The organism is uncultured Mucilaginibacter sp. (assembly GCF_913773635.1).
GTDB lineage: Bacteria > Bacteroidota > Bacteroidia > Sphingobacteriales > Sphingobacteriaceae > Mucilaginibacter.
The window spans coordinates 180,736-195,523 of sequence record NZ_CAJYGQ010000001.1; the positions used below are offsets into that span (position 1 = coordinate 180,736).

At 44.0% G+C, this 14,788-nt stretch carries 11 protein-coding genes; all 11 read left to right on the top strand.

Annotation, left to right across the window (positions count from 1 at the left end; translation table 11 throughout):
* Positions 1-36: 36 nt before the first annotated feature.
* The 11 genes from QZ407_RS00750 to QZ407_RS00800 all read left to right on the top strand — a co-directional run bounded on the left by QZ407_RS00750 (position 37) and on the right by QZ407_RS00800 (position 14,638).
* Entirely contained in the window at positions 37-1,176 is a 1,140-nt protein-coding gene (locus QZ407_RS00750; protein WP_295767152.1) for a FecR family protein, read from the top strand.
* A 184-nt stretch (positions 1,177-1,360) separates the two neighbouring features.
* Positions 1,361-1,690 carry an STN domain-containing protein gene (locus tag QZ407_RS00755; protein ID WP_295767153.1) on the top strand — a complete coding sequence of 110 codons (330 nt, stop codon included), beginning with the start codon at positions 1,361-1,363 and terminating at the stop codon, positions 1,688-1,690.
* Positions 1,665-1,802: a hypothetical protein gene (locus tag QZ407_RS00760; protein ID WP_295767154.1), complete on the top strand. Its 138-nt coding sequence runs from the start codon at positions 1,665-1,667 to the stop codon at positions 1,800-1,802. Before QZ407_RS00755 ends, QZ407_RS00760 begins: the two co-directional genes overlap by 26 nt.
* Positions 1,803-1,838: 36 nt before the next feature.
* Entirely contained in the window at positions 1,839-4,046 is a 2,208-nt protein-coding gene (locus QZ407_RS00765) for a GH92 family glycosyl hydrolase (RefSeq protein WP_295767155.1), read from the top strand.
* Positions 4,047-4,059: 13 nt separating this feature from the next.
* Positions 4,060-4,764, top strand: a complete 705-nt coding sequence (locus tag QZ407_RS00770) for an SGNH/GDSL hydrolase family protein (RefSeq protein WP_295767156.1) — start codon at positions 4,060-4,062, stop codon at positions 4,762-4,764.
* Positions 4,765-4,769: 5 nt separating this feature from the next.
* Complete coding sequence (locus tag QZ407_RS00775; protein ID WP_295767157.1) at positions 4,770-6,836, top strand: glycoside hydrolase family 97 protein; 2,067 nt, start codon at positions 4,770-4,772, stop codon at positions 6,834-6,836.
* A 31-nt stretch (positions 6,837-6,867) separates the two neighbouring features.
* Positions 6,868-7,650 (top strand): rhamnogalacturonan acetylesterase, encoded by a 783-nt coding sequence (locus QZ407_RS00780; protein WP_295767158.1) that lies wholly within the window; start codon positions 6,868-6,870, stop codon positions 7,648-7,650.
* A gap of 26 nt (positions 7,651-7,676) precedes the next feature.
* Positions 7,677-9,071 (top strand): glycosyl hydrolase family 28 protein, encoded by a 1,395-nt coding sequence (locus QZ407_RS00785; RefSeq protein ID WP_295767159.1) that lies wholly within the window; start codon positions 7,677-7,679, stop codon positions 9,069-9,071.
* 24 nt (positions 9,072-9,095) lie between these two features.
* The gene (locus QZ407_RS00790) at positions 9,096-11,294 is read left to right on the top strand and encodes a prolyl oligopeptidase family serine peptidase (protein ID WP_295767160.1); all 2,199 of its coding nucleotides are present in this window, start codon (positions 9,096-9,098) and stop codon (positions 11,292-11,294) included.
* Between the two features lie 73 nt (positions 11,295-11,367).
* Positions 11,368-13,182: a hypothetical protein gene (locus QZ407_RS00795; RefSeq protein WP_295767161.1), complete on the top strand. Its 1,815-nt coding sequence runs from the start codon at positions 11,368-11,370 to the stop codon at positions 13,180-13,182.
* 184 nt (positions 13,183-13,366) lie between these two features.
* Positions 13,367-14,638, top strand: a complete 1,272-nt coding sequence (locus QZ407_RS00800; RefSeq protein WP_295767162.1) for a sialate O-acetylesterase — start codon at positions 13,367-13,369, stop codon at positions 14,636-14,638.
* Positions 14,639-14,788: the final 150 nt, after the last annotated feature.

Below are 14,788 nucleotides of genomic sequence, written 5' to 3' on the forward strand. Positions count from 1 at the left end.
TATTGATTTGGTACTCATATAACAGAACCACACCAAATGGACCGGGAAGAATACCTAAAACTTGCAGCTAAATATTTAAACGGAAAGTGCACCCTAGAAGAAGAGGCTGCATTGATGTCTTATTCTGACGGCATAACATTAGATGACGATCAACCAGATGAGATACCGGCAAAGCATTTATTTGCCTATAAGCTGTTAAAAGAAAAAATAGACCATCACATACAAAAAACTAAGGTTAGCAACAGCAACAATATTCGCTATTTTAAATGGATAGGCGCTGCTGCAGCTATGTTAGTTTTTGCCTTTGGAGCATTATTGATTTTTGATTCTCCACGCCCTGCTGAAACTACACAAATAACATACAAGCCAAAAAATCCTGTTGCAAACAAAGGCACTGCACTCATATTAGCCAATGGCGAACAAGTGGATTTAACTATCATTAAATCACAAATTTTAAACTATAAATCAGCGCAAATTGAGCAGGTAACCAAAGGTCATATCAAATATCGCGGAGGCGTTGCAACTGATGAGCAACCATTAGTTTACCATACTGTTGCCACGCCTGTTGGTGAACATTACGAGTTAGAATTATCAGACGGTAGCAAAATTTGGCTTAATGCACAATCATCGGTAAAGTTTCCGGTATTATTTAACAAATCCCATCGCGATATTGAGATTAGCGGCGAGGCCTACTTTGAGGTAGCAAAAAATAAAGCTGCACCATTTACAGTATCTGTTAACGGAACTGCTATACGCGTTTTAGGCACTCATTTCAATGTTTCTGCCTATCCGGGCGAACATACGGTGAATACCACGCTACTTGAAGGTTCGGTTGAGTTGGTTGCGGGCAACCATAAAACCTTATTATCTCCCGGCAAAATTGGTATTGTTGACCCGGTTAAGCAAAGCTTTAAGGTGGAAGATGCAGACATAGATCAAACTATGGCATGGAAGGGTGGCCTGTTCGTTTTTCGTGATGAAAATATTTGCGAAGTAATGAAAATTGCAGCCCGCTGGTACGGTGTTGATATTGAAGTTTCAGATGATGTTAAAAATAAAACCTTTGGCGGTACCGTATCGCAAAATCGCAGCCTAACCGATTTTATGGAACTCATTAAACTAACAGGGGGCATTAATTACAAAATTACAGGAAGGAAGGTAACCGTCATGAAGTAATATCCTCCGGCGGTTGAAAAAATAAAAGCCGAAAGCGCTGCAACGCTCCCGGCATTCAAAATCAGCCGTAAATAAGAATGTAATCGACACAAACCAATTACCAAACCGATTAAACCAAATGTATGCAAATTTTACTGCAAAAATTTGCAGGTGCTATTCCTATGCGCAAAAACCTTTATTAATTATGAAACCTACTTGCGCGTTGCTGCTGCTTGCTCTTTTGGAAGTGAGCGCTACTGCCATAGCTCAAAAAGTAAGTATAAAACAACGCAATGCCACCCTAAAAGTGGTGTTGGAGGAAATAAGAAAGCAGAGCGGATACGAGATTTTGTATGAGGCCGAACTGATTAAGCAAGTTAGAAACATATCAATTACAGTAAAGAAGGTTAGTGTTGATGAGACACTTAAAAAATGTCTTGAAAATCAACCGCTTACTTACGTTATTAAAAATAAAACCATTACCATTATTCCTATCCGGCCCACTCAAAATGCACCGGGGCATCTTTACAAATAAAAGTACCGTTACCGACGAAGAAAAGAAACCATTTCCGGGTGTTAACATACAACGGGTGCTTTCTTGCTCCATGCGTAAGGTGCTGTTGCCCGGCCAGTTTTATGACGAATAAAAAACGCTGTAAAAAAATGCAGCAAGCTTAAATATCATGAGAAACCTTTTTTGCCTTTTGTTTTGTATTTGCGTTGGCAAGCTTGCTTTCCCGCAACAATCACAGGTTGTTAACTACGTTGACCCTTTCATTGGTACCGGTGGTACAGGTCACACTTATCCGGGGGCCACGGTTCCAAACGGCATGGTGCAGTTAAGCCCTGAAACCGGCTACGCCGGTTGGAACTACTGTGCCGGTTACCGGCATGAAGATAGTACCATTTTAGGCTTTTCGCACACCCACCTAAGCGGAACGGGAGCGTTAGACCTGGGCGATATCTTACTCATGCCATTTACCGGCAAAGTAACGCCCCAAGAGTATTATAAAAGTTCGTTCTCTCATCAAGACGAAAAAGCAAGTGCGGGTTACTACTCAGTAAAGCTGAAAACCTTCGATGTAAAGGCCGAACTTACCGCATCGGCTCACGTGGGTATGCACCGCTATAGTTACCCTGCTAAACAAGTTGCCAATCTACTGCTCGATCTGCGCCATGGCTTAGTGGGCGAATCTCCCGGTAACCTTGACAGGCATGTGATGGAGAGTAATTTTAAAATGGAGAACCGTACCACGCTTTCAGGATATACCATTACCAACGGATGGGCTGGCCGCAAACATGTGTATTTTGTAATGCAGCTTAATCAGCCTTTTAGCAGCTACACCTGGGTGTCTGACTCTACGGCAAAACGCAACCAACGGGTAGTGTTCCAATTTAACAAGCCCGACCGGTCGCAGGTAGTTGTTAAAGTGGGCATATCCAGCGTAAGTATTGAAAACGCCCGCCAAAATCTCAAGGAGGAGGCCGGCAACTTCGATTTTGATCAATTGCAGCAACGCGCCCGCCAACAATGGGAGCGGGAACTTGCCTGCGTAGATATTGACGCTTCAAAACCGCAGAAGCAAATTTTTTATACCGCCTTGTATCACGCCTTAGTAGCGCCTAACAACATTGCGGATGTTAACGGACAATATCGCGGTGCCGATAACAAAGTGTATACATCGCCCGGTAAGGCGTATTACTCTACCTTGTCGTTATGGGATACGTTCAGGGCGCTTAACCCCCTGTACACCATATTATATCCTCAAAAAACTAATGGCATTGTTGCCAGCATGATTGATCATTACAAGGTAGTTGGCTACCTGCCTATATGGACTTTGTGGGGGCATGAAAACTTTTGTATGATAGGCAACCACGCCGTGCCGGTTATTGCCGATGCTTACCTGAAAGGCATACGCAATTATGATACCGCCAAGGCTTACGAGGCCATACGCACCAGTCTTACCGCTAATCACCGCAATTCTCAATGGGATCTTTATAACAAATATGGTTACCTGCCATCTAACCTTTATAAAGTAGAGTCTGTATCTACCACGCTCGAGAATGGGGTAGACGACTGGAGCGCAGCGCAGGTAGCTAAAGCAATGGGCAAAACGGCCGATTACCAAATGTTTACCAAACGGGCTGGCTTTTATAAAAACCTGTTTGATCGGTCAACCAACTTAATGCGGGGCAAAAACAGCGATGGCACTTGGGTTAAACCTTTTGATGCGTTCAAGATATCACACGCTTCTACATCGGGAGGTGATTACACCGAAGGCAATGCCTGGCATTACAGCTGGCACGTTATGCAGGACGTAGACGGACTGATGAACCTTTACGGAGGTAAAAAACGTTTTGTATCAAAGCTGGATAGCCTGTTTGCGCTCGATTCAAAAGTTTATGGCGATGGTGCCACTGTTGACGTAAGCGGCCTTATTGGTCAGTACGTTCAGGGTAACGAACCCAGTCATCATGTGGCTTATTTATACACCTTGGCCGGCGCGCCTCACAAAACGCAGGAAAAGATAAATACGATAGTAAACACCTTATACAGCAACCAACCCGATGGCCTGAGCGGTAACGATGACTGCGGCCAAATGAGTGCCTGGTATATATTCAGCACATTAGGGTTTTACCCTGTAAATCCTGCTTCGGGGAAATACGTTTTTGGAGTACCTGCGTTTAAAAAAGCCACTTTAAAGCTAGGCGGTAAATCGTTTATTGTTGAAGCCAGGAATCTGAGCGACCGCAACCGTTACATAGGCCGCATACAACTCAACGGCAAGCCTTATACCTTGCCTTATATCACCCACGCCGCTATCATGAAAGGCGGGCAACTTACCTTCGAGATGACCGATAGGCCATCTATAGCTTCATTAAACAATTAAACATCACTGAACGATGAACAGGATTTTTAAAATGGTAATTGCTGCAGCGGGTTTGGCTGCGCTTACGTCATTTGTAAATTATAAACCTTTTAGGCTATTTGTACTTGGCGATAGTATATCACTCCAGTACGGCACTGATTTGGGTAAGTTTTTAGGCGATAGATACACTATTGAAAGAAAGACAGGTGACTCTGTAGCGTTTAAAAACCTTGACATCCCGGTAGGTTCTAACGGTGGCGACTCGCGCATGGTGCTCAAATATCTTAAAAGCAAAGTGAACGAGCCATCTTTTAATCCCGATCTATTTGTGCTTAACTGTGGTTTGCACGATGTAAAGAAGGATCCAAACACCGGTAAAATAGCAGTTGAGGAAGCGGATTACCGCAGCAACCTGGAACAGATATATAAACTCATCTCGCAAAAAAAGATTCCGATGATGTGGGTAAGAACCACTGGTGTCATTGATTCGATACATCGAAGAAATAAGGGCTTCAATCGCTTTAATAGAGACATCAAACGGTACAATAGCATAGCCGATGAAGTGTTCACCGCCCATCATGTTCCTGAAATTGACCTTTACGCCTTTACCGAAGCACAGGGTGACAACCGTTTTGTAGATCATGCGCACTACACACCTGAGGTGCGCAAGCTACAGGCTGCCTACATAGCCGGCTCCATAAGGTTATGGAAACAAACCTCAAACTTAAAAAACAAGTAAAACTCATGCAAAATATTACCCTTCATATAATTAAAAATCAATCAACTCAACTGCCGGAACGTGCTGGGCGTTTCGTGCACTATATGTCGTGCTGCTTAGTGGCTACGGCAATGTTGCTAACGTTTGGCTACGACGCACAGGCCCAAAGCGGTAAACACTACGAGCTAAAGTCACCCGATCAAAAGATATCCGTTGCAGTTGATGCTGGCAGTGCGTTGCAGTGGTCGGTTAAGCACAACAGCACGGAGGTAATTAAACCATCGGCAATAGCCGTGCAATTGCAAGGCATGCTTTTGGGCAGTAATGTAAAGGTGACCAGCGCAAAACAGCGTGATGTAAATAATGTTATTAAAACCACCTTGTACAAAAGGGCCGAAGTGAGCGACAAGTATCGCGAACTAGTGCTTGATTGCAAAGGCGGTTACCAGGTTCAGTTCAGGGTTTATAACGAAGGCGTTGCCTACCGGTTTGTACTCAACCAAAAAGATTCGGTTAACGTACTATCTGAGCTATCAACATTTGATTTTGCTGGCAATCCTACGGCCTACATCCCTTTTATTGACCCCAAGCGTAGCGCCGCCGACAAGTATCAAACATCATTTGAAAATATATACACTCATTTGCCGCTTGCCTCAGCAGCTAAGGATTCCCTGGCTTTTTTACCCTTGTTGGTTGAACTTGCTGATGGAAAGAAAGCAGTACTTTCAGAGGCCGATTTGGAAGATTACCCGGGCATGTATCTTAAAAGAGGTAATTCGCCTAATGCCCTTATTTCAGATATGGCGCCTGCACCTAAAAAGGAAAAGCGAGGAGGGTATAACAATGTACAATCGGTAGTTACCGAGCGTGAAAATTACATTGCTAAAACTAGCGGCAAACGCACTTTGCCATGGCGCTTAATAGCTATAAGCGAGCAGGACAAAGATTTGCTGGATAACGATTTGGTTTATAACCTGGCTTCTCCGTCGCGTGTAGCCAATACCGGCTGGATTAAACCGGGCAAAGTTGCGTGGGACTGGTGGAACGACTGGAATATATCAAAGGTTGATTTCAGGGCCGGCATTAATACCACAACCTACAAGTATTACATTGATTTTGCTGCTGCTAACAAGCTGGAGTACATCATGCTTGATGAAGGTTGGTCGGAAAAGGCCGATATAATGAAGGTGATACCTGATTTAAATCTGAAGGAAATTATTGACTACGGCCGCAGTAAAAATGTTGGTGTATGGCTATGGACAGGTATGTATACCCTGAACCAAAAGATGGATGAGGCTTACGACCATTACGCTAAAATGGGTATCAAAGGTTTCAAAATAGACTTTATAAACCGCGATGACCAAAAAATGGTGGGCTTTTATTACAGGGCGGCAAAAAAAGCTGCCGAACGGAATTTACTGGTAGACTTTCATGGAGCGTACAAGCCAACCGGTTTAAACAGAACGTACCCCAACGTACTGAATTTTGAAGGAGTTTTTGGTATTGAAAGCTTCAAAGCACTGCGTAAAGAGGTTGATTTTCCGGGTTATGAAACTCTAGTGCCGTACATTAGAATGCTGGCGGGCCCGCTGGACCATACACCCGGTGCTATGCGTAACGCTACCAAAAAGCAATATGTTACATCGTACAGTATGCCTATGAGCCAGGGTACCCGTTGCCACCAGGTAGCATTGTATATTACCTATGAGGCGCCGCTTAACATGCTATCTGATAATCCTACCATTTACATGAAGGAGCAGGAAACCACCGATTTTATTGCAGCCGTACCTACCGTTTTTGATGAAACTGTACCGCTTGGCGGCAAAGTTGGCGAGTACACCGTTTTGGCGCGCCGTAAAGGCAATCAGTGGTTTGTAGCCGCACTTAACAACTGGACGGCACGCGAAATAGAGGTCGATCTTTCGCCATTGGGTAAAACTGCTTTTAACGCCGTAATTATGAAAGACGGCATAAACGCCGACCGCGATGCCACCGACTATAAAAAGGAAAACGCAACTCTAAACACCGGTGCTAAAATTAAGGTAAGCCTTGCACCTGGTGGTGGCTGGGCAGCTCGTTTAACCGCTAAATAATAAACTCCGTCAATCAATTAAAACCTATAAAATGAAAAGAATTAATTTGTTACTATGCCTGTTAACTACCGGCTTGTGCTTTATACTCATCTCTTTTATTAAACCCGATAAACCTACCATATACCTGGTAGGCGACTCGACAGTTGCAGGCGGTTGGGGAAAGCTTATGTACCGTTACTTTGATACCACCAAAGTGAGCATTCAAAACAGGGCAATATCGGGTACCAGCAGCCGCACGTTTTACACAGGCATATTTCATGATCCATTGCAGGTTAAAAACGGTATGTGGAAGCCTGTTGCAAAGCAATTAAAACGCGGCGATGTGGTTTTTATTCAGTTTGGACACAATGACGACAGTCCTGTTAGTGATACCCTGCGTGCCAGAGGCAGCATGAGGGGAACAGGTAGCGACTCAACAGTTATTCAAAATCATTTTACTAAAAGTAAAGAGGTGGTGCATACTTATGGCTGGTATTTAACGCGCATGATTGATGAAGCCAAGTCCAAAGGTGCTACAGTGGTAATTTGTTCGCCGGTACCTAAAGACAAATGGAAAGATGGCAAAATAGACAGGGTTAATGAGAGCTATGGCAAATGGAGCAAGGAAGTAGCCGAGAAAAAGGCGGCTTTATTTTTGGATTTGAACAACATTATAGGCGACAGGTACGAGAAGCAAGGACAGGAAGCCACAGCCAAATACTTTGTTAACGATCACGTGCATCCAACCACCGAAGGGGCGCAGGTAGGCGCACTTACTGTAGTTGATTATATCAAAAACAGTAGCCTCAAAATCAAAGATTATTTAACGCAATAACTATCTGCATCCAATACACATTGGTCATGAATAAAAAAATAAAATACCTACTAATTATACTGGCTCTATTTGCTTCGGCTTATAACGCTTCGGCCAAAGATTACCTCATTACCGATTTTGGTGCCAAAGCCGATGCCAAAACTGACAACACTGCCGCTATACAAAAAGCAATTGATGAGTGCAGTGCCAAAGGCGGCGGCAAGGTTGTTGTGCCGGGGGGCGAGTTCGCCTCACGGATGATTTCCCTGAAATCAAACATTAACCTGCACCTGGAGGCCGGGGCAAAAATAAGCGCCATTGCCAACGGTGCTAAGTATACCAGCCTGGTAATGGGTAACGAAGTGCAAAACGTTTCGGTTACCGGTAGCGGTACGCTTTTTGGCAACGGCGGTAAATTTACCATTGGCGAAGAAGCCCCCAACCGCCCATATATCATATTCTTTAAAAACTGTAAAAATGTGTTGGTTGAGGATGTCCATCTTTTACAATCAGCATCATGGACGCTCCGCCTGTTTGGCAGCGAGCATGTGATAGTTAGGGGTGTGTCTATTTACTCGCATGCCAATTTAAATAATGATGGCATTGATATAGACGGTAAAGACATCATCATCACAGGTTGCCATATTGACTCGGGCGATGATGCCATTTGCCTTAAAAGCGAGGATTCAACCAAACGTGTTACTGAAAATATTACCATTACCAATTGTATAGCCGCATCAAACTGTAACCTTATTAAAATGGGTACAGGGTCAATTGGCGGCTTTAAAAATATATCTATCAGCAACTGCACATTGCGTAGGGCCACCGAGTCGCCTTTTCATAAATGGGCCGATAAGGCTGATCATTACATTGGTTTGCCTATCAGCGGCATATCAGGCATTGCCTTAGAAATTGTGGATGGAGGTGTACTTGACCAGGTAAGCATAACCAACATTACCATGACGGGGGTACAAACACCTATATTTATGCGTTTAGGCAGTCGTAAAAACCCTACCGGGAGCTTTAAAAATGTGATCATATCTAACGTTACGGCTACATGTCATAGCCGCATGTCGAGCATGATTGCCGGTGTGCCGGGGTTCAATATAGAAAATGTAACCCTACGGGATATTTTGATAAACAGCCAGGGCGGCGGCACCCGTGAAGATGCCGAGCGCAAAGTGCCCGAAAAAGAAAAGGATTATCCCGAAAACCGCATTTTTGGCTGGACTGTACCTGCCTCAAGTTTGTACGTACGACATGCTAATAATATCAATATTGATAACTTTCAGGTGAGGTTAGCCGCTCCTGATGCCCGCCCTGCATTATACCTTGATGATGTAAAGCAGCTTAAAGCAACAAACGTAAAAGTTAATGGCGAGTACATAACTGATAAAGCAGTGTACAAATCCAATGCTGTTGACACTTCTGTAAACCAGTAGCTTGAAATGGTAATATTAGGCTACATGCAAAAGGTAAAATTGCATTTACGCAGAAGCATACTCGTAATTATTTTACTACACATTACAAGCTTGCTTTGCCATGCACAGCCGGAGTTTGAGGGCATTGGCAGCACACGCAAGTTTATGGCCCATACCGATGCCGCTAATGCCATGTATCATTACTTTGCCAGGCAAGCATACGGATACTTGAATGACCGCTCAACGCAGATTGGCAAGCTTTCTACCTTAAATAATTGGCAGGCCAGGCAGCAATTGATGCGTAACAAATTAAAAAAGGCAGCTGGGGCTTTCCCTCAAAAGCAAGCGCTGAAAGCTACTATAACATCAACCATTAAAAGAATCGGTTACAGGGTAGAAAACGTGGTATACCAATCGCGGCCTAGGTTTTATGTTACAGCATCCATTTTTATACCTGTCAAAGCTCAGGAAAAAGGACCGTTACCTGCCGTAGTTTATTGCAGCGGCCACATATGGGAGGGCTACCGCTCGGCGGGTTATCAGACTGCTATTCTCAATCTGGTAAAAAAAGGATTTGTTGTACTGGCATATGATCCGTTAGGACAAGGCGAAAGGCTAGGGTATTTAGATTCAGCCACTCAGCGTTCCCGACTTGTATCGCCGTCGAGCGAGCATTCATACCCCGGTGCACAACTATTTATAACCGGTAATACGCTGGCTAACTATTTTATTTGGGACGGTATAAGGGCGGTTGACTACTTGCTTACCCGCAAAGAGGTTGACCCCAATCGTATCGGCATCACCGGTCGTTCGGGCGGGGGCACGCAAAGCGCTTTCATTGCTGCTTTTGATGACAGGATAAGGGCCGTAGCACCCGAAGATTATGTAACAAGCTTTAACCGGCTGTACCAATCATTAGGTCCGCAGGATGCTGAGCAGAATTTTATGTACGGCATTAGCAGCGGTATTGATATGGCTGATTTATTGGCAGTGCGTGCACCGAAGCCCACGTTGGTAATTGCCACCAGCAGAGATATGTTTCCTATACAGGGCACCCTGGAAACAGTAGCGGAAGTTAAACCTATATATAACCTATATGGCAAACCTGATGCGTTTGCCATGGTTACTGACGACGGAGGGCATGAATCGACTAAAAAGAACCGCGAGGCTATGTACGCTTTTTTTCAAAAGGCATTAAACAACCCTGGGCCGTCAACCGAAGAACAGATTGAACTCCTGACACCAAAACAGCTTCAAGCTACTAAAACCGGCCAGGTAGCTACCTCTTACAAGGCTGAAACTGTGTTTAGTCTTAATCGCAAAGATGCTGCCGGCAGAATCGAAGGACTGGATAAAAAGCGTAAAAACTCACCGGATTATTTAAAAAGCCTTTTGCCTGTAGCCAAACGTATTTCAGGCTTTCGTAAACCACTCAAAATACCTAAACCCGTTTTTACCGGGCGCATACCGCGCAATGGCTACGTAATTGAAAAGTACATGGTGAAAGGTGAAGGCGATTATGATATCCCATACCTGCTGTTTAAGCCTAACAATGCTGGCAGCCGGGCACTTCTCTATCTCGACCCGAAGGGTAAAGCCGTTTATGGCTCAAAATTGGGCGAGTTAGAATGGTTTGTAAAACGGGGAATTGCCGTGATGGTGCCAGACATGCTTGGCAACGGCGAATTGGGACCTGGCGTATTTCAGGGCGATTCTTACATCGATAGCGTTTCCTACAATAATTGGTTTTCTGCCATGCTCATTGGCCGGAGTATCACAGGTGTGCATGCTGGTGATATTGTAATGCTGTCGCGCGTATTGAAAGCGCAAATTGGGGCTAAAAAGGTATTGGGGTTAGCTTATAGTTCTTTATCACCGGCGTTGCTGCACGCAGCTGCTTTTAGTGATGATATAGACAGGGTTGCCATGATAGAGCCATATACCTCTTACCGGTCAATTGTTGAAAATGAAAACTACAAGCCGTCGTTTCTGCATAGTACAGTCGCCGGCTCAATAGGGCAATATGATTTGCCTGACCTTGCCGCAAGCTTAGCGCCTAAAAAGTTGCTGATAATTAATCCATGCGGGGCTGATGCCAAACCGGCAAGCGCGAAGGATATTGAAAGAGAGTATAGTGTTACCAGGAAAGCATTTTCGGTTCGTAACGCTACTGCTAATTTAAGCGTTGAGCATGGCTTAGGCACTAATAGCTCCAGCTTGTTCGAAAAATGGATTAAAGATTAAATCATTTATCGTGCGCCCTTAAGTCAATTAATACACCAACCTAAACCTTATCCAATTAATTAAACCTTATACTATGGCACATAAAATATTCAAGAAACCATGGGTAGTATTGTTATTGTTATGCCTGTTTTGCGAAGCTTTCGCGCAGGAAACAATCAACATTACATCGTTTGGCGGCAGCCCCAATAGTTACTCAGATGTTATTCCTGCAATAAACAGGGCTCTTGGTTACTGCAAAGGCAAAAAGAATATTACCATACAATTTCCTAAAGGCAGGTATGATTTTTTTCCGCGTGAGGGAAGTTCAAACACGGTTGGTATAAGCGTATATAAGCAAAACGGCGTAACTATTGATGGTGGCGATTCGGAGTTTATCTTTCACGGAAAGATGCAAATTGCCAATGTAGATTCCAGCACCAATATTGCGCTGCGGAACTTTACAGTTGATTGGGACCGCCCCTTTACGTCGCAATGCCAGGTGGTTGGTGTTACCGATACCTATCTCGACGTAAAAATTGACCGCGAAGCTTACCCTTATCAAATAGAAAAAGACACTATACTGTTTACCGGCGAAGGCTGGAAGTTGCCGGTTTTAAAGATGTACGGAACGCTTTATGATAAGTTGAATAAAGAGATAGTATACAATACCTGGGATGCACCTTTGGGTAACATCTTTCAAAACAAAGCGGAGCAGCTTGCAGGCGGCGTGGTAAGGTTTCATGGTAAGCCCAGTATAAAACCCGAGATAGGGACTTATGTAGCATTATTTCATATAAGGTATGGTAATGTTGGCATTCATATTCAAAACAGTAAGGATGTATTACTGCAGGATGTTAAAATCTACTATACGTTAGGTTTCGGGTTAAGAGGCGAACGGACCGAAAATATCACCATGAGAAACGCCTCAATATGTGTAAACGATCAAAAAGGCAGGGTATTTAGCTGTACTGCCGATGCCACCAACTTTGTAAATTGCAAAGGCGTTATAAAAGTTGAGAATTGTGCTCACACAGGTCAGGGCGACGATTTTATTAACATTCACGGGCGCAATATGGCTATCACTAAAATAGCTGGCCCAAATACCCTTGAGTTTAAGGATGCCCGGTTAACTACCGTGGGCGACAGTGTGTGGTTCATCAACAAAACCACGGCGCAAAGAGGTGAAATACGCGTGGTAAGCTCTGTTAAAAAAAACAAGGATAATTATGCATTGACTTTTACTAGTCCGGTACCTGCCAATGTTAACGCCGGCGACTTTGCCGAAAATAAGACCTGGACAGCCGGCTTAGAGTTACGGCGCTGTAAAATATTAAAGCGTAACCGCGCTCGTGGTTTGTTAGTAACAACGCCTAAACGCGTAGTAATAGAGGATAACTATTTCCGTAGCGCAGGTACGGCTATTTTAATAGAAGGTGACCTGAACTTTTGGTTTGAGGCTGGCGCCACTACTAACCTGCAGATAAAAAATAACGTGTTTGAGAACTGTCTTACCTCGGGTAATAAAAATGGCAACCGTGGCGAGTGGGGAGAGGCCGTAATTACTATTACACCATCACACCAACCGCAAAATTCAAGTACCGAACCTTATCATAAAAACATACGCATTACCAACAATCAGTTTAAAGTTTTCGATGCGCCGTTAGTGAGGGCGGTATCTGTAAAGGGTTTATACTTTGATAACAACCGTGTTATTAAAACAGACAAGTATGCGCCTTACACCTGGCAAAAATCGGCATTTCTTTTAGATGGATGCCGTGAAGTAGAAATCACCCGTAACAAGCTCGACGATAAATACACAACACGTGACATAGCGATAACACACATGGAAAACACGGATATTAAAGTACCCGACGGCCTATTTAAAGTTAACCCGAACGCCACACGGTAATCATTGTCAGCAAATGAAGCTATTTAACTTTTGTACAAAACTGCTACCTGCGCTATCATTGTTAATGCTTACAGCATTGTGCACTCACGGGCGCGTTATATTGCCCGCACTGGTCAGTTCCAACATGGTGCTGCAGCAAAAAGCTACAGTTAAGCTTGGGGGTAAAAGTACCTGAAGAGGAAGTGTGCAGATCGTTACATCATGGGATAGAAAGCAGTACAAAGCTGTTATAAATAATGATAGTACCTGGTTTATTAATGTTAATACGCCCGCTGCCGGAGGGCCATATAACATAACCTTTAATGATGGTGACAAGCTTACGCTCACTAATGTTTTGATTGGGGAGGTGTGGTTTTGTTCGGGGCAATCAAATATGGAAATGCCTGTGCGGGGATGGAAAAATCAGCCGGTTACAAATTCAGCGGAGCTTTTGCTAAATGCCGGTAATCACAATATACGTTTGTTTACTGTAGCTAGAAATCCATCTTTAGTGCCATTAAATAGCTGTAGAGGAAAATGGAAGCCGGCTGATATAGAAAGCGTGGGAAGCTTTAGCGCCGTGGCTTACCAGTTTGGCTTAATGCTGCAGCAACGCCTTAAAGTGCCGGTAGGGCTAATCTTCTCCTCATGGGGAGGCACTAAAATTGAAACGTGGATGGATAAAGCATCTATAATGCAACATCCCGATATTGAATTGCCAACGCAGCTTCCGCCCCTAACGGTAGACCGCCAGCCGCCTACCGCATTATACAATGGCATGGTATACCCCGTTACTAATTACGGCATTAAAGGCTTTATTTGGTATCAGGGCGAGGCCAATAAGGATGCGCCAGACCTGTATAAAAGTTTATTCCCGCAAATGGTAGCCACATGGCGTAAGCAGTGGGGCGGCGGCGAACTGCCGTTTTATTATGTACAAATAGCACCTTATCATTATGGCCGTGATAGCACCAACAAAGGCCCGCAACGCCTGCGTGAAGTGCAGTTGAACGCAATGAAAATGATACCCAATAGCGGTATGGCTGTTACTTTGGATATTGGAGCAGAACGCTTTATACACCCGCCCGATAAGATTACCGTTGGCAAACGTTTGGCACATTGGGCATTGGCCAATACCTATCATCTTAATACGCTAACTTTTTCATGCCCTGTATACCGGTCTAAAGAAATTAATAACGGGCGCCTTCAATTGTATTTTGATTACGCACCGTTAGGTTTAACTACTTACGGAAAAGAGTTGATCAACTTTAAAATAGCGGGCGCTGACAACGTTTTTCATACTGCAAAGGCGAAGATTACCAATGAAGGCATAGAAGTTTGGAGCGACAAGGTTAAAGAACCGCTAAACGCGCGATACGCTTTTAATGAATGGGTGATTGGTGAATTGTACAACGTTGAAGGTTTCCCTGCATCCTCATTCAGGACCGACAGTTTGATGATTTCCAACAAACCTTAATGAGGTGATAAAAGGGAGCATGTTTTGTAGCGTGTTCTTATCCGTTTTTTACCAAACGGCAACTCCCTTCAAGTGGCGTTTGCCTCAAGCGTGGCAATAAATAGGCATATAATTTTTGCTGCGTGCTGTGTCACCGTTTGCTATGACGGT

Coding starts and splice junctions, on each gene's coding strand:
- QZ407_RS00750 (WP_295767152.1), top strand. CDS start 37: ATGGACCGGGAAGAATACCTAAAACTTGCAGCTAAATATTTAAACGGA.
- QZ407_RS00755 (WP_295767153.1), top strand. CDS start 1,361: ATGAAACCTACTTGCGCGTTGCTGCTGCTTGCTCTTTTGGAAGTGAGC.
- QZ407_RS00760 (WP_295767154.1), top strand. CDS start 1,665: ATGCACCGGGGCATCTTTACAAATAAAAGTACCGTTACCGACGAAGAA.
- QZ407_RS00765 (WP_295767155.1), top strand. CDS start 1,839: ATGAGAAACCTTTTTTGCCTTTTGTTTTGTATTTGCGTTGGCAAGCTT.
- QZ407_RS00770 (WP_295767156.1), top strand. CDS start 4,060: ATGAACAGGATTTTTAAAATGGTAATTGCTGCAGCGGGTTTGGCTGCG.
- QZ407_RS00775 (WP_295767157.1), top strand. CDS start 4,770: ATGCAAAATATTACCCTTCATATAATTAAAAATCAATCAACTCAACTG.
- QZ407_RS00780 (WP_295767158.1), top strand. CDS start 6,868: ATGAAAAGAATTAATTTGTTACTATGCCTGTTAACTACCGGCTTGTGC.
- QZ407_RS00785 (WP_295767159.1), top strand. CDS start 7,677: ATGAATAAAAAAATAAAATACCTACTAATTATACTGGCTCTATTTGCT.
- QZ407_RS00790 (WP_295767160.1), top strand. CDS start 9,096: ATGCAAAAGGTAAAATTGCATTTACGCAGAAGCATACTCGTAATTATT.
- QZ407_RS00795 (WP_295767161.1), top strand. CDS start 11,368: ATGGCACATAAAATATTCAAGAAACCATGGGTAGTATTGTTATTGTTA.